Source organism: Bacillus sp. 3103sda1 (genome assembly GCF_024159135.1).
GTDB lineage: Bacteria > Bacillota > Bacilli > Bacillales > Bacillaceae_G > Bacillus_A > Bacillus_A rhizoplanae.
Window position 1 is genome coordinate 776,359 of sequence record NZ_JAMYWS010000001.1, and the last position, 23,287, is coordinate 799,645.

Annotated in this window: 20 protein-coding genes and 1 riboswitch; of the genes, 12 read left to right on the forward strand and 8 right to left on the reverse strand. The window is 36.2% G+C overall.

Translation table 11 applies throughout. The features are described 5' to 3' along the window. Positions 1-102: 102 nt before the first annotated feature. Positions 103-306, forward strand: coding sequence for a hypothetical protein (locus tag NKR74_RS03985; protein ID WP_098308211.1), 204 nt, complete (start codon positions 103-105; stop codon positions 304-306). Between the two features lie 90 nt (positions 307-396). Here NKR74_RS03985 and bcaP read toward each other — a convergent pair whose 3' ends face one another. Further along, entirely contained in the window at positions 397-1,800 is a 1,404-nt protein-coding gene (gene bcaP / locus NKR74_RS03990; RefSeq protein ID WP_253628686.1) for a branched-chain amino acid transporter BcaP, read from the reverse strand. 319 nt (positions 1,801-2,119) lie between these two features. On the opposite strand from bcaP, the gene NKR74_RS03995 reads away from it, so the two are divergent. Both NKR74_RS03995 and NKR74_RS04000 read left to right on the forward strand, forming a co-directional pair. Then, positions 2,120-3,247, forward strand: a complete 1,128-nt coding sequence (locus NKR74_RS03995) for a cation:proton antiporter (RefSeq protein ID WP_375337645.1) — start codon at positions 2,120-2,122, stop codon at positions 3,245-3,247. 408 nt (positions 3,248-3,655) lie between these two features. Next, entirely contained in the window at positions 3,656-4,309 is a 654-nt protein-coding gene (locus NKR74_RS04000; RefSeq protein ID WP_253628688.1) for an MBL fold metallo-hydrolase, read from the forward strand. A 369-nt stretch (positions 4,310-4,678) separates the two neighbouring features. Here NKR74_RS04000 and NKR74_RS04005 read toward each other — a convergent pair whose 3' ends face one another. Beyond that, the gene (locus NKR74_RS04005; protein WP_253628689.1) at positions 4,679-5,440 is read right to left on the reverse strand and encodes an SDR family NAD(P)-dependent oxidoreductase; all 762 of its coding nucleotides are present in this window, start codon (positions 5,438-5,440) and stop codon (positions 4,679-4,681) included. A gap of 112 nt (positions 5,441-5,552) precedes the next feature. Between NKR74_RS04005 and NKR74_RS04010 the strand changes: the two genes are divergently transcribed. Continuing rightward, a complete protein-coding gene (locus tag NKR74_RS04010) occupies positions 5,553-5,915 on the forward strand; it encodes a MerR family transcriptional regulator (RefSeq protein ID WP_253628690.1) in 363 nt (120 codons plus the stop codon). Between the two features lie 79 nt (positions 5,916-5,994). Here the strand turns inward: NKR74_RS04010 and NKR74_RS04015 are convergent, their stop codons facing one another. Continuing rightward, positions 5,995-6,924 carry a DMT family transporter gene (locus NKR74_RS04015; RefSeq protein WP_253628691.1) on the reverse strand — a complete coding sequence of 310 codons (930 nt, stop codon included), beginning with the start codon at positions 6,922-6,924 and terminating at the stop codon, positions 5,995-5,997. A gap of 270 nt (positions 6,925-7,194) precedes the next feature. Between NKR74_RS04015 and NKR74_RS04020 the strand changes: the two genes are divergently transcribed. Beyond that, positions 7,195-7,692: an Lrp/AsnC family transcriptional regulator gene (locus tag NKR74_RS04020; RefSeq protein WP_253628692.1), complete on the forward strand. Its 498-nt coding sequence runs from the start codon at positions 7,195-7,197 to the stop codon at positions 7,690-7,692. A gap of 6 nt (positions 7,693-7,698) precedes the next feature. Here NKR74_RS04020 and NKR74_RS04025 read toward each other — a convergent pair whose 3' ends face one another. Beyond that, on the reverse strand, positions 7,699-9,435 hold the full coding sequence (locus tag NKR74_RS04025; protein ID WP_253628693.1) for an SgrR family transcriptional regulator: 1,737 nt from the start codon (positions 9,433-9,435) through the stop codon (positions 7,699-7,701). Positions 9,436-9,540: 105 nt separating this feature from the next. Between NKR74_RS04025 and NKR74_RS04030 the strand changes: the two genes are divergently transcribed. From NKR74_RS04030 to NKR74_RS04045, 4 genes are all read left to right on the forward strand, one after another. Beyond that, entirely contained in the window at positions 9,541-10,800 is a 1,260-nt protein-coding gene (locus tag NKR74_RS04030; RefSeq protein ID WP_253628694.1) for an MDR family MFS transporter, read from the forward strand. 81 nt (positions 10,801-10,881) lie between these two features. Next, positions 10,882-11,427 (forward strand): GNAT family N-acetyltransferase, encoded by a 546-nt coding sequence (locus NKR74_RS04035; RefSeq protein ID WP_098308230.1) that lies wholly within the window; start codon positions 10,882-10,884, stop codon positions 11,425-11,427. Between the two features lie 15 nt (positions 11,428-11,442). Beyond that, positions 11,443-11,982, forward strand: coding sequence for a GNAT family N-acetyltransferase (locus NKR74_RS04040; protein WP_253628695.1), 540 nt, complete (start codon positions 11,443-11,445; stop codon positions 11,980-11,982). Between the two features lie 645 nt (positions 11,983-12,627). Then, positions 12,628-13,074: a hypothetical protein gene (locus NKR74_RS04045; RefSeq protein ID WP_253628696.1), complete on the forward strand. Its 447-nt coding sequence runs from the start codon at positions 12,628-12,630 to the stop codon at positions 13,072-13,074. A gap of 517 nt (positions 13,075-13,591) precedes the next feature. Here the strand turns inward: NKR74_RS04045 and NKR74_RS04050 are convergent. From NKR74_RS04050 to NKR74_RS04060, 3 genes are all read right to left on the reverse strand, one after another. Then, positions 13,592-14,164, reverse strand: coding sequence for a manganese efflux pump (locus tag NKR74_RS04050; protein ID WP_253628697.1), 573 nt, complete (start codon positions 14,162-14,164; stop codon positions 13,592-13,594). A 383-nt stretch (positions 14,165-14,547) separates the two neighbouring features. Then, positions 14,548-15,747, reverse strand: coding sequence for an ABC transporter permease (locus NKR74_RS04055; RefSeq protein WP_253628698.1), 1,200 nt, complete (start codon positions 15,745-15,747; stop codon positions 14,548-14,550). A gap of 85 nt (positions 15,748-15,832) precedes the next feature. After that, positions 15,833-17,251 (reverse strand): amino acid permease, encoded by a 1,419-nt coding sequence (locus tag NKR74_RS04060; RefSeq protein ID WP_098308236.1) that lies wholly within the window; start codon positions 17,249-17,251, stop codon positions 15,833-15,835. 132 nt (positions 17,252-17,383) lie between these two features. Next, positions 17,384-17,563, reverse strand: a riboswitch (Lysine riboswitch). 304 nt (positions 17,564-17,867) lie between these two features. On the opposite strand from NKR74_RS04060, the gene NKR74_RS04065 reads away from it, so the two are divergent. Continuing rightward, a complete protein-coding gene (locus tag NKR74_RS04065) occupies positions 17,868-18,239 on the forward strand; it encodes a hypothetical protein (RefSeq protein ID WP_098308238.1) in 372 nt (123 codons plus the stop codon). A 62-nt stretch (positions 18,240-18,301) separates the two neighbouring features. On the opposite strand, the gene NKR74_RS04070 is transcribed toward NKR74_RS04065, so the two are convergent. Then, complete coding sequence (locus NKR74_RS04070; protein WP_098308240.1) at positions 18,302-18,496, reverse strand: hypothetical protein; 195 nt, start codon at positions 18,494-18,496, stop codon at positions 18,302-18,304. Positions 18,497-19,200: 704 nt separating this feature from the next. On the opposite strand from NKR74_RS04070, the gene NKR74_RS04075 reads away from it, so the two are divergent. After that, positions 19,201-20,955 carry an ABC transporter ATP-binding protein gene (locus NKR74_RS04075; protein ID WP_253628699.1) on the forward strand — a complete coding sequence of 585 codons (1,755 nt, stop codon included), beginning with the start codon at positions 19,201-19,203 and terminating at the stop codon, positions 20,953-20,955. Beyond that, the gene (locus tag NKR74_RS04080) at positions 20,952-22,952 is read left to right on the forward strand and encodes an ABC transporter ATP-binding protein (RefSeq protein WP_253628700.1); all 2,001 of its coding nucleotides are present in this window, start codon (positions 20,952-20,954) and stop codon (positions 22,950-22,952) included. The genes NKR74_RS04075 and NKR74_RS04080 overlap by 4 nt, the downstream gene beginning before the upstream one ends. Positions 22,953-23,287: the final 335 nt, after the last annotated feature.

Here is a 23,287-nt window from a genome sequence, read left to right on the forward strand (position 1 = left end):
TAGGAAAAGGGACTGGGGATATAACTGCGTGCATGACCGGTCTTTAAAGAAGAAGAGAGTATGTTACAATAGAATAGATAATGTATGTAAGGAGCAGATTATATGTCAAAAAAAACCATAAAAAGAATTCTTGAATATACATGGATTATTGTTGTGCTCCTAGTCGGATATAAATATTTGCAAGAGAAAAGTCTGTGGGTTCTTTTTTTAATCACTTTTTTATTAGCGGGACTAGGAACATTGTTTATTAACTTTTTCTTTGATAGTATTGAAACTTGGAAAAAGAGGAAGGAAAAACAAAAATAAAGTACACCTTCTAACCGGTGATTGATTACGTAAATTGAACAGTCTTAGAACATAAAAGAAAGCTCGCTAGAAACAGCGAGCTTTCTTTTTTTACGCTTCTTTTTTTTCATCATGTGTTTTGGCAATAAGTAGATTACTATTTCGTTTCGAATAGAAAAAGTATACACATAAACCAATTGTTAACCATATACCAAAGCCAATCCATGTTTCTTTTGAAAGACTAAACATTAAGTATAGACAACAGCAAATTGCAACGATTGGTAAAACAGGAACGAATGGCACTCGGAATGCTCTAGGTAAGTTTGGATGTGTTTTTCGTAAAATAAGTACCGCAATGCAAACGAACGTGAATGCTGTTAATGTACCGATGCTTACAAGATTTGCAAGCAAATGTAAATCTAATAAGCCAGCAAGTGCAGCAGCGGCGCTACCCATAATCCATGTGTTTACTAAAGGGATTTTGAATTTTTCATTTACGCGAGATAAAGCTTTTGGCAATAATCCATCGCGGCTCATTGCATATGAGACACGTACTTGTCCATACATAACGACGAGAATAACAGTTGTCATTCCGGTCATTGCTCCTACTGCTAGTAAACTAGCGATCGTATCTTCACCGACAAACCTCAAGGCATAAGCAACTGGATCTGATACGTCTAATTGTGTGTAAGGAACCATACCTGTTAATACAAAGGAAACAATTATATATAGTACGGTACAAATAAGAAGAGAACCAATAATCCCAATTGGTAAGTCGCGCTGTGGTTTCTTTGTTTCTTCGGCAGCAGTTGCAATAGCATCGAAGCCTAAAAAAGCGAAGAATACAGTTGCAGCCCCTGTAATAATCCCGTCATAACCAAATGGCAGAAATGGTGTCCAGTTTTCCGGTTTTACATATTTTGCGCCAGCAACAATAAAAGCAATGATGACAGCCAATTTAATTAATACCATGATGTTATTCATGCGGGCACTTTCACGCACCCCTCTACTTAATAATGCGGTAATAAAAAGTATAATGAGGACAGCTGGTAAATCAATGATGCCTCCTTTTCCTAGACCGGGGGCAGAGGCGATTATAGCTGGGAGTTTGATCCCAAATCCGAGCAGTAGGGATTGTAAATAACCAGACCAACCGACGGCAACGGCAGCAACTGCGAGCAAATATTCAAGCATTAAACACCAGCCGACGATGAAAGCAACAATTTCCCCAACCGTCATATAAGCATATGTATAAACGCTTCCTGAAATTGGGATAGAAGATGAAAACTCAGCATAGCAAAAAGCGACGCATGCACACGTAAAGGCAGCGAGTAGAAAGGATAGCATAATACCAGGACCAGCGTGCTTTGCAGCAACAATACCGGTTAAAACAAAAATACCTGTTCCGATAACAGCTCCAATTCCTAAAAAAGTTAAATCAAGGGCACTTAATGTTCGATTGAGTTGACGTGGTGCTTCAGTCGTAAGGGGTTTCTTTCGTAAAAGTGTTTTCAAATTTGAATCTCCTCTCCATAAAGTTCAACTAACCATCAGTGGGGGTCTTACTCCCGTTAGAATGGGATAAGTGGATACAACCGCTAAGTTTGAACGTAGCCCCTTCGAGCACTAAGTAGAGAGTAGAAATAGTATTATGTATAAATAAAATGGAGAATGGTGCAGTTGCACGGTATTTTTAGGATAAATATGTAATTTTACTAATAAATTTATCATAATTCAGAATATTTCGTCAACGGAAAGTATAACAAATAAAACGACATATTTAAGTAAACACTATTGTAAGAAATTAATGCATTTTTATGTAGGAGCAGATATTATGTTATTTTATTTTGAACTTGCCGTTATTTTACTTTGCACGAAACTAGCTGGTGATATTAGTGTTCGTCTTGGACAACCAGCTGTATTAGGAAAATTAATTATCGGAATTGTTATTGGCCCAGCTATGTTTGGCATTATTAATAGTTCTGAGCTTATTGATGAATTAAGTGCAATTGGTGTATTGCTTCTTATGTTTATGGCGGGGCTTGAAACAGATTTAGAGGAATTAAACCGCAATCTTACATCGTCTTTTGCGGTGGCAATGGGAGGAATTATCTTTCCGTTTATTGGAGGATATGTTGCAGGCCTTTTATTTGGAATGACGCAGGCACATGCGATTTTTTTAGGATTACTTCTTTGCGCTACGTCTGTTAGTATTTCCGTTCAAACATTGCGAGATCTTGGGAAAATGAATACGAGGGAAAGTACAACGATTTTAGGAGCAGCTGTATTTGATGATGTTATTGTTGTTATATTGTTAGCATTTGTGATGAGTTTTCTCGGTTCACAAGATGTGAGTGTAACGCTTGTAATCGCGAAGAAAGTCATCTTTTTTGTTACTATTTTTTTTATTGGCTGGAAAGGTGTTCCTTTCATTATGAAAATATTGTCACCACTTCGTGTTTCAGAGTCGTTAATTAGTGCAGCACTCATTATTTGTTTTTCATTTGCTTATTACAGTGAAATCATGGGGATTGCCGGAATTATTGGGGCATTCGCAGCTGGAATCGCAATTTCACAAACTTCGTATAAGCATGAAGTAGAACATAAAATTGAGCCAATTGCGTATGCGATTTTCGTCCCGGTCTTTTTCGTTAGTATTGGTATGGAAATTACCTTTCAAGGATTAGGAAACCAAATATGGTTCATTATCATTATGACCATTATTGCTATATTAACAAAATTAGTCGGTTCAGGACTCGGGGCGAGATTAACAGGATTTGATTTAAGGTCTTCTATTAGTATTGGAGCGGGAATGGTGTCAAGAGGAGAAGTGGCGCTTATTATTGCTTCTAACGGATTGGCTTCGAATTTGTTAGCGAAAGAAAATTTTACGTCGATTGTAATTGTTGTTATTTTGACGACAATTATTACGCCGCCTATGTTGAAGAAGTATTTTGTGTGAGAGTGTAATAGGGGTAATGACAGCACCCTGTCATTACTCCTATTAAGAATCACCAGCTTCTTATGTGGATTTGAATTAAAGTTCGGTCATTTATAAAAAAGCCTGATCGTTTATAAGAAAGTTTGATAATTTTAAAAAAAGATTGATCAAAAATCCTGTATTTTAATACAGGATTTTTCTTGTTCAGCAGTCAGGCTATTTTTTGAATAGAAAAAGGGTTTATTAAAAATAAATCGAAGCTTTAAGCTATTCAAATAACGAAGATGGTTAGTACAATAATGCATAATTAATGAACTAAGTAAAAATAGTACTTTAAGTACAAGGTTAGCTTTATTTTTCCAATCTTCTTGTGTAATCAAACCCATTCTTTGACAGCAATAAAATCTAATTATAAAGGAGACTAAAGTTATGGAAATTTCTAACGGAGTAGAGATGCTGCACCTTGAATTTCATGGGAATATTATTCATCCAATCCTTTTATGGGATCAGGAAATGGCTGTTTTAATAGACACTGGATTCCCTGGACAAATTGAAGATTTACATGTAGCAATGGATAAGTTAGGAGTGTCGTTTGATAAACTAAAAGTCGTGATTTTGACGCATCAGGATATAGATCATATAGGCAGTCTTCCTGAAATATTGCAGAATTGTGGAAGTAATATTAAAGTTTATGCTCACGAACTAGATAAGCCTTATATCCAGGGGGATTTACCTCTTTTGAAAGATGGACATATAGAGAATCCACCGAAGGGAAAAGTGGATGATACCTTGATTGATGGTCAAGAACTGCCGTATTGTGGCGGGATTCTTATTATCCATACTCCAGGGCATACTCCTGGCCATATCAGTTTATATTTGAAGCAAAGTAAAACGCTTGTTGCTGGGGATTCGATGTATAGTGTAAACGGAACACTGGAGGGGATTCATGTTCCAACCACTTTGGATATAAAGGCTGCTCGACAGTCTTTGAAGAAATATTTAGACCTAGATATTGAATCCGTGGTTTGTTACCACGGAGGATTAAGTAAGGTAAATATTAATGAGCAGATCCAAAAATTATAGAGGATATTAATAATAAATTATCATTTATTGAGGCGTTGTTATTAAACAGTGTGAAGGTTGAAGAGTAGTTGTTCCTTTTAGGTAGCTCTATCTTTATCTTTTTTGTTCTTCAACAATACCAACGGCCAATATAAGGTCGTTATTCTTCAGTAAATGGGCGCCATTGTGGAACAATTAAAACTGAAAATGATCAAACTTTTTTATAAAGAAAATTCCTAATTACATTAAATAAGAGCATGCTTTGAACAATCTTTTTTCAATAACATGCTCTTTATATTTTCTCTTTTATTAAGGTTATTAGCATCAAATTAATCAAACTTTATTTTAAAGCTACATCTTAACGTACCGGAAATCGGTGATTTTTAAAAACTATTTTCTTGTCCGTGTCACATACGGATAAATTGGATCTCTTAATTCGAAGTCATACGTTTCTCCATCCACAATTCCAACTACCTTCTCGCTATCATAAAGATCTAACATAAATCCAGCCATTTCTTTTGCAGTATGAAATTTAGGAATTACACCTTCATATTGGAATTCATCTGCATCCAAAGAACGTTTAGCAAATTCCGTTTCAGTTGCAGCAGGAGCCAAGACTTTTGCTTGCATGGCTGCTCTTTTTTCTTTCAATTCTTGAGCTAGCCCTTCTGTAAAGGCACTTACATAGAACTTTGTCGCACAATAGGTCACAGCATCGGCAACAATCACGTATCCTCCTCCAGAAGAAATATTGATGAGTTGCGTTCCTTCAACATCTGCATAGTCACGTACATAAAGAGAGGACAGAATAGTTAAGGCTTCAATATTCAAGTGAAGCATTTTTTCAATTTTATTTAAATTTTGTTCCCCAACGGAAGCAAAGTTTCCAAACCCAGCATTGTTGATCCAGGTCTCAATCTGATAATCCTGAAGACTTTCGTAGAATTCATAAACATTTGCAGTAACAGATAGATCAACAGTTCGAATGACAACATCCAGATTTGCGTTAATGTCAGCCACTTTTGATTTTAATTTTTCCAATTCCTCTGTTCTGCGTGCTGCTAGGATTAAGTTTTTTCCGCGAGCCGCAAAAGCAAGAGCCGTTTCATATCCAATTCCTGAACTGGCACCTGTAATAACTGTATATTTCATATAAATTCCTCCTGAATTTTATTTAATTAATTTTATTTTGAAAGAACTATGAGCTGATTATACTGATTAGAGTGAACTCTAAGTCAAGAGGAAATTAATGTGGAGGTTTCTTATGCACACTATTGGTGAAGTGGCTAAAATGTTAGGGATAAGCACACATACATTACGGTATTATGAAAAGGAAAAAATTATAATTCCCGTTCGTGATGCCAGTGGAGACAGACGATATAACGACTCACATATGAAATGGCTGCAATTTGTGATCAAGTTAAAAGAAACACAAATGCCCATCGCGAAAATAAAGAAGTATGCTTCATTAGTTTTAGAAGGAGATCATACAACAACAGAGCGATTAAACCTTTTAGAAGAACATAAACGCTCTATTAAGGAACAAATCAGAACGTTAAAAGCTGCGGATGAGATGCTTGAACATAAAATTGCCGCTTACAAAGATTTCATAAGTAAACGAGATTAGATGCGGGTTCTATATAATTAGAAATCCCGTAGCTTCATTCTAAAAGGAAGCGGCGGGATTGATTTATCAAACTCGATATTTAGTTACTCCGTGCTAGAGGAGTGCTTGTATGTTGCGGAGTTGTATATTCTTGTTTAGAAATCGCATGAGATTTAAAGTGTGAGAATAAATAACATCCTGCAATAACAATCATACTTCCTACCACCTGAATCCACGTCATTTGTTCACCTAATAATAGAAACGCTAAAATGGCAGTGAAAATAGGATTGAAATTTAAGAAAATACCGGAAGTAGTCGCACCTAATTTTTGGACACCGATATTCCAAAAAACCATACATAAAACAGTTGAGATAACGCCTGTATACATAATCGATCCTAAGAAAGAAGCGTTCATATTTGAAATGGTAAAATGAGAGATGTTAAAGGGAACTAGTATGATGATACCAAAGATACCAGAATATAAAGTGGACATCATTGGTGTCGTCTTTTTCGTTGCCCATCTACTGCAAACTGAATAGATTCCCCATACACATACCGCGGCCATCATCCATAAATCACCTATATTAAAATGTAAGGAAAACAAGGTATCTATTTTTCCTTTTGAAAGAACAAGCGTAACGCCAAAAAATGAGACAATCATAGATGCAATTTGAAATATATTAATTTTTTCTTTTAAAAATAGAGCTGAACAGACAGCAATAGAAATCGTATTTAATGTAGAAATAAGACCAACATTTGTTGCTGATGTATGCTCTAATGCCCAAAACTGAAAAATGTTAAAGAAAACAACGCCAGTAACCCCCATAAGAAATAAAGGGAGAAGTGCATCTTTCGGCGGGAAAATTTTCTTTTCTTTCCACCATACAATTGGGAAAAGACAAATGACTGCAATAATCCATCGAAGAGTAGTCAGTGTCATAGGAGAAGCGTGCCCGACAAGAGATTTTCCCACTACAAAATTTCCGCCCCACAATAAGCTTGTGATGAGTAATAAAATAACATAAGGCATAATATGAGTTAGCTCCTTTACAAGAAAGTAGGGCTTGCGCATTGCCCGTTTGATGAAAGACAGCCACTGTGCACGGTGGTTGAATATATATACTTTAAACTATGTAAATTGTAGCATTTTTCTTGTTTGTCATATATGTTGTTTTGTATAATTAATAAAATTCGAAATAATGTAAAGTTATTGTGATAATTTGCAGAATTTTATTCATTTTAGGTGCGGTTGTAATGTATTTTGGTGAAGAATCGTTTGTGATGAAAAGGGAGATTAGAAATGGAACATGCAGTTCGTAAGGGTTTAGATGATCTGGATATACAAATTTTAGATGTGCTGCAACAAGAAGGACAGCTGAGTAACGCTGAGGTTGCACGCCGCGTTAATCTTTCACCGCCAGCTACACATGCACGGGTGAAACGATTAGAAAGTGAAGGGTTTATTAATCAGCAAGTAGCAATTTTAAATCAGGAGAAATTGGGATTTGGTTTATTATGCTTTATTTTTGTGAGTACAAATATTCATCAAGCGGAGAAGTTAGAAGTGTTAGAGAAGGCTATGCACGAAATGCCAGAAGTATTAGAATGTCATTGTTTAACGGGGGAGTATGATTATATTTTAAAAGTTGTGCACCGAGATCGAAGTGAGCTGGAACGTTTTATTCGTAAATTAAATATGCTCGGTATTACGAGAATTCAAACGAGTTTAGCACTGCGAGAAATTAAGTATTCTACTGTATTGCCTCTGCAGAGCGAAAAAGATGGCGGAGCTGTTTAGCTCCGCCTATTGTGTATGAGGACGAATCCACAGTTTTGCAAAGTCTGTCCATCCGAAAGAATCAATGGTGACATTTTGTAGTGCAGATGGGAAACTTCTTCTTTTTAAGACATGGTAGTAAAAGACAAGGAGGTACTGGTCGCTAAGAAGTTTTTCGATTTTAGATATTGAGTCATATCGTTTTTCTTTATTTGGCTCTGCTACAAATAGATCAAGCAGTTCATCAATTTGTTTTTGAAGATGCGGGTGTCTAAAGCGATGAACAAAGCAGCTTTTATTTTTAAAGATATGTAAGAAGGCCATTTCAAGATTGGCGTCGAGAACTTCTCCTGTTAAAATGATATCAGCTTGTTTTGTAATATCTTCGTTAAAGTAATCGGTAATTGGAAATGGGTGCAGCTGTAAACGTATGCCAAGTGGTTCGCAACGTTTTTGTAACCAAATTGCATCTTGCTCGCTATCTTTAAATGCAAAGAAGTAAATGTGTACGCTTTCTCCGTTGTACGTACTTTGTTGTAAGTATTCTTTCGCTTTATGCAAAGAGGTTTCTTTATACATTGTTCGGCTCTTATCAGGAAAGAAGCTATAAGCTGGCATCGTACGTTTCCCGCCGAGGTATTGAATTAATGATGTAGGGTCCATTATTTCTGCCCATGCTTTTCGGAAGTAAATATCATGCTGCGGACCGTCTTTTTGAAAATTAAACGCTGCGTATATACAGCCGATTTCTTCTGTTTCCACCGCTTTTTCTTCTTCACATCCCATGTTCGGTAATTCGTAATTTGTTCGTATTTTTGACCGCTCTGGAATAAACCAAAATTCAATCTGATCAAGGAGTGCCCGCTCTTTAAAATAATCTGGAAATGCTTCTAAAATAATATTGTCTTCGGTAAGGCTTTTTATTTTAAAGGGACCTGTGCCAATATACTGGTGATTTTGGATCATTACATCATGCGGTAAAATGGATAATTGCACAGAGCTTACGTAATGTAGAAAAAAGTGATTTGGTTTTCGTAAATGAAAGATAACTTGCAAGGGAGATGGATTTTCTATTTTTGCAATTTCCTCTGTTAACCAGTCAAAAGGAGAGCGAACGGCTTGCAATCTTTCGAAGGAGAAGATTACATCTTTTCCTGATAATGTTTTTCCGTGATGAAAGCGAACACCTTTACGTAGGTAGAATGTCCACATAAGTTGATCATCGCTTACTTCCCAAGTATGTGCCAAGTGTGGCTCGATTTCGTCTGTTTTTTCGTTATATCTCACTAATGTATCAACGACTTGGCTAATAAGATGACTTTCTGTTGTCACAGCAGCAAAAGCTGGATCAATAGGGAGTAATTTTCGGTTATATGGAATTTTTAGCACATCATACAGATCATCTGAAGTTGTATATCCAAAATAAGTATTTAATCGTTCTTCTATTTTTTCTTTAAGTAAGAAAGGCAGCGGTTCTTTGAGTAAAAGAAATACTTCTGTTAACTTCTCATTTTTTAAAAGTTCTTCAACATGCGGTAAAATCGCTTCTACAAATGTATGAAGAAAGTGAATTTCCGTTTTATTTCCACGGCCTCTTCCTGGTATCCATTCAATCAGTTTTTCTTCACTCATTTTTTTTAGTAAAATCTTCACATTTTTTGTACTGCAAAATAGAATGGCAGCCAATTCTTGGAGACTATTTTGAATATGTTGTTCATTTGGAAAGGAAAGTCTTAGCCGAATATAGTGGTCCATAATTTTCATGTTATACATCTCCTTTTTCTAAAAGGGGAAACTCTTCAGAATATTTTAACCTTTTTCTTCCACTTTTTCAAAGTAAAATGAAGAAACAGAAGGAGGGGGAAACAGATGGGGTTTTGGTCTATGCATCGCAACATTAAAATTAGAATTATTACATCCTTTTTAACTCGTACGGTAGGAACGATGATTTTTCCGTTTATGGCGATTTATTTTTCCGTAAAATTAGGAGCAGTATTAGCAGGGTTCTTATTGTTATTAAATGTAATTGCATCACTTATCGTTGGCTTATATGGAGGCTATATTGCCGATACATTAGGACGGAAAAAGGTCATGATTATTGGACAGGTGATTCAAGTAGTCTCTATTGCTTGCATGGGTGTTGTGAACTCAGATTATATAGATTCAGCTTGGCTCACGTTTGTCTTTTTACTTATAAACAGCATCGGTTCTGGGGTGATGAACCCAGCGACAGAAGCAATGTTAATTGATGTAAGTACACCGGAAAACCGAAAAATGATGTACAGCATTAATTACTGGGCAATTAATTTATCTATCGCCATTGGTGCAATTTTCGGAGGACTTCTTTTTGAACACTACCGATTCCAATTATTTATGCTGCTAACAGGCATTGCATTATTAACACTGTATTTAATTACAGTTTATATGGAAGAAGTATATGTAGTTCAAAAGAAAGCAGAAAAGAAAAACGTATTAAAAGATATGGTAAATAACTATCGAGTTGTCGTGAAAGATCGAGCATTTATCGTATTGTGTTTGGCAAGCATATGCGCATTATCACTAGAGTTTCAAATTAATAACTATATTGGAGTTCGTCTGCAGAAAGAATTTGAAACGATAACATTTTCACTATGGAATGGGAATCACTTTGATTTAACTGGGATTCGGATGCTAAGCTGGATCTCTACTGAGAATACAGTATTAGTTGTTTTATTTTCAGCTCTTGTTGTGAAAATCATGAATCACTTTCAGGACCGGAAAGTACTTTATACAGGTTTATTTATATATACAATTGGATTTACGCTATTTGGAGCAAGTAATAGTTTATGGATTCTATTACTAGCAGGTTTGTTCCAAACAATTGGAGAGATGATGTATGTTCCAGTGAGCCAATCCATTCGGGCAGATATGGCTCGTGATGATGCGAGAAGTTCGTATATGGCCATTAACGGGATGGTGTTTCAAATTGCGAAGATGGTCGGAACGCTGGGCATTATGATTGGTTCAATCGTTGCCTCTTGGGGAATGAGTATATTGTTCTGTTTAATAGGGATAAGCAGCATTCTCTTATTTAAGAAAGCAGTCGATATGTATCATCGTCAAGAGAAGAAGGTAGAGAAGATAGGGTAAGTATAGTGAGAAAGCTGCTTGCTTTGGAGACAAGTAGCTTTCTTAAAAAGAGTTAAATAGTTAGGATAGGAGGTAATTGTAATGAAGATTAGTCCAAAAGAATTTTATAGTCGTAATATACGTTATATGATTAGGTCTGCAATGGAAGAAGATGCAAAAAATTTATCTGAAGTACGATTACAAATAGATGGCGAAACAGAAAACTTAGATAGAGAGAAAGGCGAAGCGTACATAGATGAAGCTGGTTTTAAAAAGATCATTAAAGAGGATACAGACAGTGTTAGTAATCTATTTTTAGTAGCCGAAGTGAATGGAAGAATTGTAGGTTTTTCAAGGTGTGAAGGGAACAAATTGAAAAGAACATCTCATAAAGTAGAGTTTGGCGTCTGCGTATTACAAGAATACTGGGGATATGGCATTGGAAAGAACCTCTTAAAAGAATCTGTTAATTGGGCCGACTTACATGGAATTAAGAAAATCACTTTGAATGTTCTTGAAACGAATGATAAAGCGAAAAGTCTTTATGAAAGATATGGTTTTGAAGTAGAAGGGATATTGAAAAATGACAAAGTTTTATCGGATGGGAATTACTATAATACTATTTTAATGGGAAGACTTAATGGATAAAAGGGGAGTGGGAGAATGTTTCCTATTTTAGAAACAGAAAAACTAATCTTGAGAGAGCTAATAGAAGATGATGCACAAGGGGTATTGAATTGCTTTTCGAATGAGGATGTATTACGTTACTATGGGCAAAATCCATTAACAGATCTAGAACAGGTGAAAAATATAATTAGGGATTTTTCAGATAACTACAAAGAAAAACGAGGAATTAAATGGGGAATTGAAAGAAAAGAAACAGAAGGGATTATTGGAACGATTGGATTTCATGACTGGTCTTCTGAACATAAGAGAGCTGAAATCGCTTATGCACTTTTACCTGAACACTGGGGGAAAGGGTATGCCACTGAAGCAGTTTCAAAAGTTATATCATATGGATTTCATGAGCTGGATTTAACTCGTATTGGGGCAGTTGTTTTTACAGAAAATAAAGCATCTAATATATTATTGGGAAAATTAGGTTTTCAAAAAGAAGGTGTTCTTCGAAATTATATGTATCAAAATAATATTGCATATGATACGAACGTTTACTCCTTGCTTCCAACTGTTGCTTTTAAATAAAGTTTGTTCAAAAATACCTCACAAACCCGTATTTTATGATAAATAATAAGAATCTATTTTGAAAAAAATTAATCAAAATGGATTCTTATCTAGTAAATTTAAGTTTGGATTTTATGAAAAAATTTAATCGTTTTCTACTTGGGGTTCCGCCACATGCCCATCAACCTAAGGTTTTAATATCCCCCTAAATGAAAATTTTCTTTCTCTACAGGTATTTACTCTGAGAAGTCAGCTCATTTTTCGTTTTGGGGGCATTTATTTTTCTTAAGTTAATGGATATGGGGTTCCGCCAGCATTTCGAAAAAAATACGCTAAGTAACTTTTGACATAAAAATAAATAGTTTTAACAACGCTAAAAGTATGCAGAATTCTATGCAGACGTAATGTATCGTTTGAAGAGAAATGACAAATAAACCTTATCATATCAAGTACGCATAAAATCCTGCATATTTCATATTGTCGGAAAATAGGAAAAAACCTTGATAGAAAGGGATTTTAGGAATGAAAGAACTTCTGATAATGATGCGTTATGTTAACTCTCTATGAATATCATATACAATAGGATTTCTCTATTTGGAGTACGAATTTAATCATTATTAATAAATTAAATCATGAACTTATGGTTAACAAAGGTGGGAAAAGTGTATGTCTGATAAGTCCCCTAGAAGTGGATTACGGATCCGATGTGAACAAGGAGTCCATCCTGAAGTAAGACGAGCCTGTTTAGAGTTTGGAAAGTGGCTACGGGAAGAATTCGAATTTCCTATTCGAGTTGTTGTTTATCTAAAAAAAGATTATCAAATTAAAAGTCAGGTTGATAAAGAATTGGTATCGGGTACATTTTTTGGTCCTTTTAACAAAAGTGAAGAACCATATATAAGAATAGCTACTGGTGACTATTTAGAATTATTAGAGGAAAATGGGCAAGATAATGCACTTGCTGCTATCCTTGGTACATTTGCCCACGAATTGGGACACTATTACCAATGGATTGATAATCTCGAACTTGATGATGAAGAGGCAGAAGATGGGGCAGAAAATGAGAGGGATTATATTCTTGATTTGTATAGACAGACAAGAGACCATCCGTAAACAATTTAAGCTAACACGCTTATGTTAAATAAACCATATTGATTTACTTCCGATATCGAGAATTATGTAAATGAGCTGTCCATATGGACGGCTTATTATATTTTTTTGCTTAGCGTGGGGTTTTTCTGATTTGCTGGTGGCCCCCTTACTTGTATTGCTGTTGCTTTGAAATAAAGTTTAATTAAAAACAGCTTACAGATCTTTATTCTACAGAAAATAAAACAAATCCAGTTTGAAAAAAGTTTGATTAAAACACATTTAGAATTCTTTAATTGAAGAGATAAAGCATCGCATCTTTTTTTAAAACGCCGCAACTTTATTCAAAAATTCGCGTCTTTCTTATAAACATCGTGACTTTATTTCAAATCCACACCAACTACTGCTACTAAGTAAGTTTAATCCAATATATCGGCGCTTCGACAGAAAATAAAGCCCCTTCGGTAATGTTTATCATAAAAAGAATCCATTTTGACCAAAATGGATTCTTTTTATGATAAGTCCAATATAGAATTTCTGGTCATGTAAAAAATTCATATGCACCAATTACAATGAGTAAAAGGCCGGATAAAACATTTGAGTATTTGCCAATGAATGTTTGTGACAGCTTATATCCAGAATGCGAACCAATCATGATGGAAATAAATGAAAAGAATCCAACAGATACTGCAGTCCAAATTGGGGAAAGTCCACTCATTCCACCACCAAAACCCATCGTAATGCAATTGAGAGATAAAATAATTCCTAAGTAAAAAGATTCTTTCCAAGAAATTGTATTATTCTCATCTTTGTCTGCTTGCTCTGGATTTTGAAGCACAGGAGAAGGACGTGATAGATATTCTGATAAGATAGTCCATGCACCTAGACTAATAAGAAGAATGCTACCGCTTATATTTGCGGCATCTTTAGATATATATTGCGAAATGAATGAACCGGCTACAACGGAAAGATATACCGCAAACATAGAAATAATAGCAATAAAGAGATTAGCCATTGCTGTAATGTGCACTTTTTTCATTCCAAGAGATAAACCAATCCCTAAATTATCTAAGTTTGCTCCGATTCCGATAAGTAAAATGGATAACCAATGCATAGGAAAACCTCCAAAGAATAAAGTGGAAATTTTATCTCGCTATTCGCGGGCAGTAAGACCCCCGCCTCAAGATTCAGGGAGAAGCGAGGAAGATAGGTGAGGGATAACTGCTGGCATGCGCCCGATTGGTGAGAGCTTTCCATCAGTGGGAGATGAAAAAACTGTCCACTGATGGTAGTTTCACTTTATCAGTTAGTGAGCCTCCATCTCCCACTGAACTTTTCTCTTCCCATTCCCTTGGGGGATCAATTTGTTCTTATCTATATGAAGGTTTTATGGAATTGGTGCCTAGAAAAATAGAAAAAGACTACTATGCGCAGTCTTGCGATAGTAGCCATATAGCTGATTTAAATAAGAATGGGGAATTTCGTAAATCATTTGACTTATGAAGTAGAAATATATGTTTTTGCTTTTTTTAGAACAATCAAATGAATAAACAGTATACTTCCAACTAGTAGTAATAACGTAAATAAGAGATAACCAGTACTAAGTAGAACCATAATTGAAAAGAACGTTAGCTGCACGATCGTTACTAGAAATACAAGCGTAATAAAAGCGCGTTTTCGTTCTTTAAGTGAAACTGGATATAATGCTACAATACTATTTCCCGAAAAATAATTCCAAAGGGCGCGAAGTTGTAAAGCGGTTATGTATAGGATACATAACGCAATGATTCCTTTTCCGATGAACGTAGGACTGTAGTATAAAACAATGCATCCTACTACAGTCAATCGTATGTAGATGCCAAGGTAACCGTTCGCGCGCAAAAAGGATAAACTATACAAATATAAAAAAGGAGATCGCTTTTGATACAGTAGTCTTTCAATCCAAACAGTCAGCCATTTTCTTTGTTTTACTTGCTGTTTTATTTGCGGCACATCTGTAAAGAAATGAATAAACTGATAAAAGCGCATATCCATTTTTTCTTCTTGCTCTATTAAATATTCCCAATGAATGTGCCGTTTTCGTTTATTAATCGTATATAAAAATAAGAGCGTTATGAAAAGTAGTATACTTCCTACAATCATAATGGAAGTGAATTGAAACATTGTATATGTAATGGCTGCATTACAGAATATCCTGATAAGCAACCAGTGTGAAATAGATTCGGTTCCTCTATATGTCCAATGCAAATACATATTCCACCACTTTATAAAAGCAAGAATGACAAAGGCTCCGCATAAAAAAGCAGGAGTTGTATGTAACGATTGCTGCGCGAGAGGTGTAATGATGAGTACTACGCATAATAATGGAAAGAGCTGAATGATATAACTGTACAAAAGAGAGCGTTTAAAATAATATGCGAGTTTTTCTTCTATTGGCAATAGATATAGGATATCTGGTTTTTGTAAAAATGTACGAATTGGAGAACGAGTGAGTGCAATTGTAAGTAAAACCGTCACAATGGTTAATGCAACAGACTCAGATGGAAATGAACGAAGAAATTTTGCATAATAATAGCCGCCTACACAAAGAAGTAGAAGGAAGCTATAGATAAGCCCGCTTGCAATACGCGCAAAGTACATCGTGATTTTTTGTAGATGTTGCTGAAAACGGTCATTCCAAAGTGTTTCGATTGTCACTGAGATCACTCCTTTGTTTTATTATAAGCAGGGTAGTGTTTCTCTTGCTACCCGTTAATAAGATAAAAAAGCAAGTTACCTTTAGCTAGGCAACTTGCTCGTTTTGTTTATCTTTTTTCTCGTCACGTTTCATTAATGGATAGAAAGCAAATCCAACTAAAAATAATCCAATGCCAAGCAGGAATGTTTTCATATCAGAAGAGCCAGTTTTAATAACCCATAATGCATAAATAAGAGCAATCGCAGCAATGATTCCATCCACCATACGAGAACCCTTTTGATTTTCGTATGTTTCACCTGTGATAACAAGCTTAAGCTGGAAGATTGGAGAAACAAGGTATGGGATTAAATAGGCAAGTGTTGAAACGGTAATAACAAATGTATACGCCTGGGCAATTGACCCGGATAGTGTTGAGAATAGGAACACTTGCGACATAATATTTGTTAAACGAAGCGAATGAATCGGGCTTCCTTTTTTATTCGTTTTTGTGAAGAAGGATGGAAAGAATCCTTCTTTTGCTGCTTGATACGGTACTTCTGAGCTTAATAAAACCCAACCAAGAATGGATCCAAATAAAGAAGTAAGTGCAAGCAGCGCCATTAATTTTCCGCCGTTATGACCCATTACTGCAGTTAACGCATCCGCTAATGGTCGTTCAGATGCTTGTAGTTTATCTATATGAAGAACACCCATTGTTAAGATGGTAATTCCTAAATAGATACCAACTGTTAGTAGTAAGCCGGTAACAGTTGCACGTTTTACTGTTTTTGGTGAAACAGCACGGTTTGATAATAACACAGCCGACTCAACACCAATGAAGGCCCAAAGTGTTGTTAGGGCTGCTAAGTTTATTTGCGATAGCAGTCCGTGTGAAATACCTTCTTTATCAACGATTGGCGTATACCATTGTCCAAGTTTAGAAGCTTCGAAGGCAAACAATGTAACAATGATGAAGAGAAGGAATCCTGTTACTTTCGCTGTTGTTGCTAAAAAGTTTAATTTACCGGCACCATTTACGCCATTTGCCAAAATCATATGGGTACCCCATAATAAAATGGTGCAAATGGAGAACGTAATCAATTTTCCAACTTCAATGTTGAAAGTTCCAACTGAAAACAATACGTGAGTATCTTTCATAATTGGGAAAAAGAGTGATAAATAGCCAGCAAATGATGTAATGATGGCTACGTTGCTTGCCCAGTTTGCAACCCAGTAGCCCCATACGATGCTAAAACCCGCCATTTTTTTTGTTTTTTGTGAAGAAAAGAGCGCGTAAGCATGACTTTGCGGACCTGTTGTTAAATCAGGACGACGAATTGCTAAATTACCGAAAACAAGAGCTAGCATTAATACGCCAAATCCTGTTGTTAACCAAGCTAATGTAACACCAAGAGGGCTGGCTGTTTGTGCTAATGTACTTGGAATCATAAAAATACCTGCCCCAACCATATTCCCAACTACAAATGCAGTAAGTACCCAAAAGCCCCATTTTTTTTGCTGCATAGAAACTACCTCCAAAATTAGTATAACCAAGTCAAGCGAGGAGATATGTATGTGTTTGAAGTTCCAAACAAAACAAAAAAACGCGTATATATTCACGCGCTTTTCAATCTTATTAAGAAACCCGCGGACATACCTCTCGATAGCTCTCCACAAGCAAAAAGCCTGTGACAGTCCTGCACTTATTCAATGCAGGCCCAGCAAGAAAGCGCTGTGGATGCTTCTTGCTTCGGCAACTATTCCTTTCTGATTTGTTCAGCGATGCCACACATCTTCCAAATCATACTATTAATAATTGCAACCTCTACCTCACCGAGATACGAATGAGGATTTATGTATAAAGTTAACATAATAAAGGGTAACAAATGGTTTTTTATTCGTCAATGCAAATAAACATAATCAGATTATTATGAGAATAGGGTATGTTTAAGATAATGAAACAACTTAAGGCTTCACATCATATAATATGTATATAAAATGAGGGATAAAACGAAGCTGCTATTACTGAGGTTTTTTCATCCCTCACTAATGGCTAGTTGAACTACGGGTAGCTTTATTTCCTTAAAAATTTAGTGGAAGTTTTACTGCCCATAAGTAGTGAGGTAAAGAGGGATAGCGGATGGAGAGCTGGTTTAAGAGAAACTGCTTTATATGTGGGAAGGAAATTCCTGTATGCCAGAAGACAGATCCAATAGAGGAGTTAAAAAAGCAAAATGAAGAGCTTGCAGCTTCTTTAGAACGATGTATGAGACTACTCCATAATATACAAAAGAGTTTAAGTAAAAAAACAGAAAAGAGTGCATTGCCTCCTCTTTTTTCATTAGGAGATAAGATAGAAATATTTGATGGGGAGACACGTACAGAGGGGATTTTTATTGAGTGTACTAACGAATGGTTATATTGGATTAACGTTGATTATGATCTAACCATTAGTCATATAAAAAGTGTAAAACAGATTATAAAAAAAGAGTCTATTCAAAAAGAGGTTTAAATAACTCTTTTTGAAATAGACTTTGCTTTTTGGTGACAGGAGTTAGAACACTTTATGAGTGATTAGGAAACTTTAGCAACGCTAATTGTATCTAAACTTGTAATGTTTATATTAGCATTATTGTCAACCCAGATTAAAAAGTTATTTTCTACGCGGATGAAAACACCTACACCATCAATTTGACGCCCAGCTGAGAAAACGCGGATTTTGTCGCCTTCTACTAAGCCGTTTAATGTTGATGAGAATGTGAATGCCATGTGACCACCACCTCTCTATCAGAAGTTAATATATATATATGAAAAAGGTAGAGAGGAAGTGTGTGTGAAATATAGTGTTAGAAACTATTTTTTACTCACCTTTATATTAAATTTAGTAATGTTACTTTCTCACATGTCATAGATTCAAGAGTTTTATGAGAGTGAGGTATATGGTGATTGTATGAGGTTTGAAAAAAATCTAAATAAAATAGTTTTAAAAGCGATTCCTGGGACGTTTTTTGCTTAATAATTATGTTTCCATAAAAATAAAAAAACAATTGACAGAAAAGTCTTTAAAATTATACAATTAAAAATGGAAAATAAAAGAAAAAGGAGGTGTGCGTGATGATTGTAATCGTATATATGACTGGCTTAGGTGTTTTACGCAATGAAAACAATAAATATCATCACGCAACCTCTACGGACAAATAACGCTTCTTTTTAGTTGAAAAGGGAAGCGTACGTTGCGTGTGTCGTGACGTGCGCTTTTATGCGTTTTTCGCATATCGTCAAAGCGACGGTATGCCTTTTTTTGTCTCTTTTTTAGATTGTTCCTATACATTTGTATAGTTTCAATAATAAATGAAATGGAGAAAGGAAGGAATGACGATGGAAAAGTATGAGGTGCGAATGGTAAAAACGGAGACGCTGGATAGTGGATAATGAGTCAATGTTTAAACAACAACAGGAAGGGAGAGGTTATATTGTTTTCTGTATTACAAAAATTAACATGGTTTTTTAAAACGCATTGGAAAAGGTATAGCATTGCCATTGGTTGTTTACTTATTGTCAATGTGGTCGAGATTATTCCGCCAAAACTTCTTGGATTGGCGATTGATGATATAAAAGCCGGGAGTTTAACAAACGCGGGAATTATGAATTATGTGTGGATGTTGCTTGGAGCAACAGCTGTTGGCTACGTGCTTTCTTATGTATGGCAATACCAATTATTCGGCGGTGCATTTGTGCTTGAAAAAACGATGCGTTCCAAATTTATGGGGCATTTGCTGAAGATGACGCCAACTTTCTATCAAAGAAATCGTACAGGTGATTTAATGGCAAGGGCAACGAATGATTTAAAAGCAATTGCCATGACAGCTGGATTTGGTATTTTAACGCTCGTTGATTCGAGTTTATATATGCTCACAATTGTGCTTATGATGGGTTTTTCGATTAGTTGGAAGTTAACATTCGCTGCTTTATTGCCGCTTCCGATTATGGCGTATGCAGTGAGTGCTTATGGAAAGAGATTACACGAGCGCTTTACAGTTGCACAAGATGCATTTGGAGATATGAACGATAAAGTGCTGGAGTCGATTGCAGGTGTACGTGTCATTCGCGCTTATGTACAGGAAAGAGAAGATGAGAAGCGATTTAATACGTTAACAACAGATGTGTATGCAAAGAATATGAAAGTCGCAAAAATTGATTCACTGTTTCAACCAACAATAAAGATGCTTGTTGGGATGAGTTATTTAATTGGCCTTGTGTACGGAGCGTTTTTAGTATTTAAAAATGAGGTAACGATTGGGGAACTTGTATCGTTTAACGTGTACCTTGGTATGATGATTTGGCCGATGTTTGCGATTGGTGAGCTGATAAACGTTATGCAGCGCGGGAATGCTTCACTTGATCGTGTAAATGAAACGTTAGCATATAAGCAAGACGTAAAAAATGTAAAGAAACCATCACGTGTACATCAGCCAGACTGCATTGATTTTGAAGATGTATCCTTTTCGTATCCAACATCCTCTAAATTAAATTTGAAAAACGTTTCGTTCTCGTTAAATAGAGGGGAAACACTTGGGATTGTTGGGAAAACGGGAAGTGGCAAAACAACGCTCGTTCGGCAGCTTCTTCGCCAGTATCCACTAGGAACAGGTGAAATTACAGTATCCGGTGTATCGCTGCAAAATATACACATTGATAATGTATTAAGTTGGATTGGATATGTTCCGCAAGAACACATTCTTTTTTCGAAAACAGCACGGGAAAATATTTTATTTGGAAACCCGAAAGCAAGTGAAGCAGAGTTGCAAAAGGCCATTGAAATCGCTGCTTTCAAGAAGGATTTGGAATTTTTGCCGGATGGATTAGAAACACTTGTTGGAGAAAAAGGTGTATCACTATCTGGCGGGCAAAAACAACGTATTTCGATTGCACGAGCAGTGATCCAAAATCCAGGAATTTTAATTTTAGACGATTCGTTATCAGCTGTTGATGCAAGAACGGAAGCGGCGATTATTGAAAATATCCGGAAAGAACGCAGTGGGAAAACGACGATTATTACGACGCATCGTCTGTCTGCTACGGAGCATGCTGACTGGATTCTCGTGTTGGATGATGGTGAAATCATTGAAGAAGGAACGCATAACATGCTGATTCAAAAGGGTGGTTGGTATACAGAGCAATTTGAAAGGCAACAAGGGGAAATCGTTGAAGGTGAGGTGAAAATATGAGCGTTGGAAAACGATTATTTCAATATGCAATGAAAGTAAAAGCAACGATTGGGATAGCTTTAGCGATGTTATTTATTTTTGTTATTGCTGAATTAGCTGGTCCGTTTGTTGCGAAAACGATGATTGATGAACATATCGTAGGGATTGAAAAGCCTTGGCACGAAACGATAAAAGGAGACGATACTGTTTTTTATAACGGTGCTTGGTATAAGCGAAGCGATCGGTTTAAAGCAGGAGAACAGAAAGGAAAAGAGGTTCGCATTGTTCAAATTGGCCGCGACTACTATTTTATTCCTAACAAAGTTTCCCTTGAAGGAACGCGTTCTGTCAAGGGGAATATGATTACAATTCAGAAAGGGAAAGCGGTGCAAGTATATAAGGGGACTAAGCTTACAGGGGAGGAAATTTTCTCGTTTTATCAACCAGAAATAAAACGGCTATTCTTACTTGGCAGCGGATATTTAGCTCTTTTACTTGTTGTATCCCTCTTTGCATACGGAAAACAATTTTATTTACAAAAAGCAGCGAATAAAATTATTCAAATTATGCGAGAAGATGTGTTTTCTCACATTCAAACATTGCCGATTCGTTACTTTGATCATTTGCCGGCCGGGAAAATCGTTTCTCGTGTGACAAATGATACGGAGGCGATTCGAGAGCTATATGTAACAGTACTATCGACATTCTTTTCTAGTTTTATTTACATCATTGGTATATTTATTGCTTTGTTCTTATTAGATGTAAAGCTTGCGCTCATGTGTTTAATCCTTATTCCAATTTTATGTGTGTGGGCTATTTTTTACCGAAAGTATGCATCTGTGTACAATCATAAAATGCGCTCACGGTTATCGGATATTAATGGAACGGTCAATGAATCCATTCAAGGAATGCCTGTTATTCAAGCGTTTCGTCAAGAACGTGCTGTAAAACAGGAATTTGAACAGCTAAATGAAGAGTATTATATGTATCAAAATAAAATTTTAAGTTTAAATGCAGCGACTTCTCATAACTTAGTAGGGGTGCTCCGCAATATTGCGTTTACAGGTGTGATTTGGCATTTTGGCGGCGCATCATTAAGTGCAGCAGGGATGATTTCATTAGGTGTGCTATACGCGTTTGTTGATTATTTAACACGATTATTTTCACCAATTACAAACATGGTGAATCAGTTAGCAAATTTAGAGCAAGCGCGCGTGGCGGCAGAGCGTGTGTTTGAATTGTTAGATGAAAAGGGAGAAGCAGTGCAGGAAGAGCATGTTCCGCGTTTACGAGGAAATGTTCGTTTTAATAACGTTTCGTTTTCCTATAACGGGAAAGATGAAGTTCTGCGAAACATTTCCTTTGAAGCGAAGCAAGGAGAAACGATTGCGTTAGTTGGTCATACCGGATCAGGAAAAAGCTCGATTATGAATGTACTCTTTCAGTTTTACGAATTTCAAAAAGGGAACATCACGATTGATGGATATGATATAAAGGACATCTCAAAACAAGCACTTCGTGAGCACATGGGAATTGTACTGCAAGATCCATTCCTATTTACAGGAACTGTTGCTTCAAATGTGAGTTTAGAGCAAGAACGAATTTCGAAGGAACAGATTGTGAAGGCGCTGCGTGATGTTGGAGCGGAACGTTTTGCAAACAACATCGGGGAAGAAGTAACTGAAAAAGGAAGTACGCTTTCAACAGGTGAGCGGCAACTTATTTCCTTCGCACGCGCACTTGCATTTGATCCAGCGATTTTAATTTTGGATGAAGCAACATCCAGTATTGATACAGAAACAGAAGCAATGATTCAACAGGCGCTCGAAGTCGTGAAAAAAGGGCGAACCACATTTATTATTGCGCACCGGTTATCAACGATTAAAAGTGCCGATCAAATTATTGTATTGGACCGCGGAACGATCCTTGAGAAAGGTTCACATGAAGAGTTGATGGCAAAGAAAGGCCGTTATTATGAAATGTATAAAACGCAAATAGCAGGTAGTCAAAGTGCGTAACGTTCATAGAATGTTCAGAAAATTTTAAAACAATGTTTACAAGTAGGCCGTATTCTTCCTTTGTCTATATGATATTTTGAAGTAAAGTGAAACTTCCATCAGTGGGAGGGTTTCCCCACTGATGGAAAGCTCTCACCAATCGGGCGTTTACGGGCAGTTATCTCCATCGCCTTTGTTTTTCTTTGAATATAGGTTGTGGGGATTATTGCCCGCGAATAGCGGGATAAAGGGGGAATACAAATGGAGGAATTATCGGTTACCTTTAACATTGCTTTCTTTTTGTTATTATGCGGAATGATTGGATATTGTGTATTAGATTCTTGAGGAACTTGCCA

Coding starts and splice junctions, on each gene's coding strand:
- NKR74_RS03985 (WP_098308211.1), top strand. CDS start 103: ATGTCAAAAAAAACCATAAAAAGAATTCTTGAATATACATGGATTATT.
- NKR74_RS04020 (WP_253628692.1), top strand. CDS start 7,195: ATGGAACATGCAGTTCGTAAGGGTTTAGATGATCTGGATATACAAATT.
- NKR74_RS04000 (WP_253628688.1), top strand. CDS start 3,656: ATGGAAATTTCTAACGGAGTAGAGATGCTGCACCTTGAATTTCATGGG.
- NKR74_RS04050 (WP_253628697.1), bottom strand. CDS start 14,164: ATGCATTGGTTATCCATTTTACTTATCGGAATCGGAGCAAACTTAGAT.
- NKR74_RS04035 (WP_098308230.1), top strand. CDS start 10,882: ATGAAGATTAGTCCAAAAGAATTTTATAGTCGTAATATACGTTATATG.
- NKR74_RS04005 (WP_253628689.1), bottom strand. CDS start 5,440: ATGAAATATACAGTTATTACAGGTGCCAGTTCAGGAATTGGATATGAA.
- NKR74_RS04030 (WP_253628694.1), top strand. CDS start 9,541: ATGGGGTTTTGGTCTATGCATCGCAACATTAAAATTAGAATTATTACA.
- NKR74_RS04025 (WP_253628693.1), bottom strand. CDS start 9,435: ATGAAAATTATGGACCACTATATTCGGCTAAGACTTTCCTTTCCAAAT.
- NKR74_RS04060 (WP_098308236.1), bottom strand. CDS start 17,251: ATGCAGCAAAAAAAATGGGGCTTTTGGGTACTTACTGCATTTGTAGTT.
- NKR74_RS04065 (WP_098308238.1), top strand. CDS start 17,868: ATGGAGAGCTGGTTTAAGAGAAACTGCTTTATATGTGGGAAGGAAATT.
- NKR74_RS04080 (WP_253628700.1), top strand. CDS start 20,952: ATGAGCGTTGGAAAACGATTATTTCAATATGCAATGAAAGTAAAAGCA.
- NKR74_RS03995 (WP_375337645.1), top strand. CDS start 2,120: ATGTTATTTTATTTTGAACTTGCCGTTATTTTACTTTGCACGAAACTA.
- NKR74_RS04015 (WP_253628691.1), bottom strand. CDS start 6,924: ATGCCTTATGTTATTTTATTACTCATCACAAGCTTATTGTGGGGCGGA.
- NKR74_RS04045 (WP_253628696.1), top strand. CDS start 12,628: ATGTCTGATAAGTCCCCTAGAAGTGGATTACGGATCCGATGTGAACAA.
- NKR74_RS04010 (WP_253628690.1), top strand. CDS start 5,553: ATGCACACTATTGGTGAAGTGGCTAAAATGTTAGGGATAAGCACACAT.
- NKR74_RS04040 (WP_253628695.1), top strand. CDS start 11,443: ATGTTTCCTATTTTAGAAACAGAAAAACTAATCTTGAGAGAGCTAATA.
- NKR74_RS04070 (WP_098308240.1), bottom strand. CDS start 18,496: ATGGCATTCACATTCTCATCAACATTAAACGGCTTAGTAGAAGGCGAC.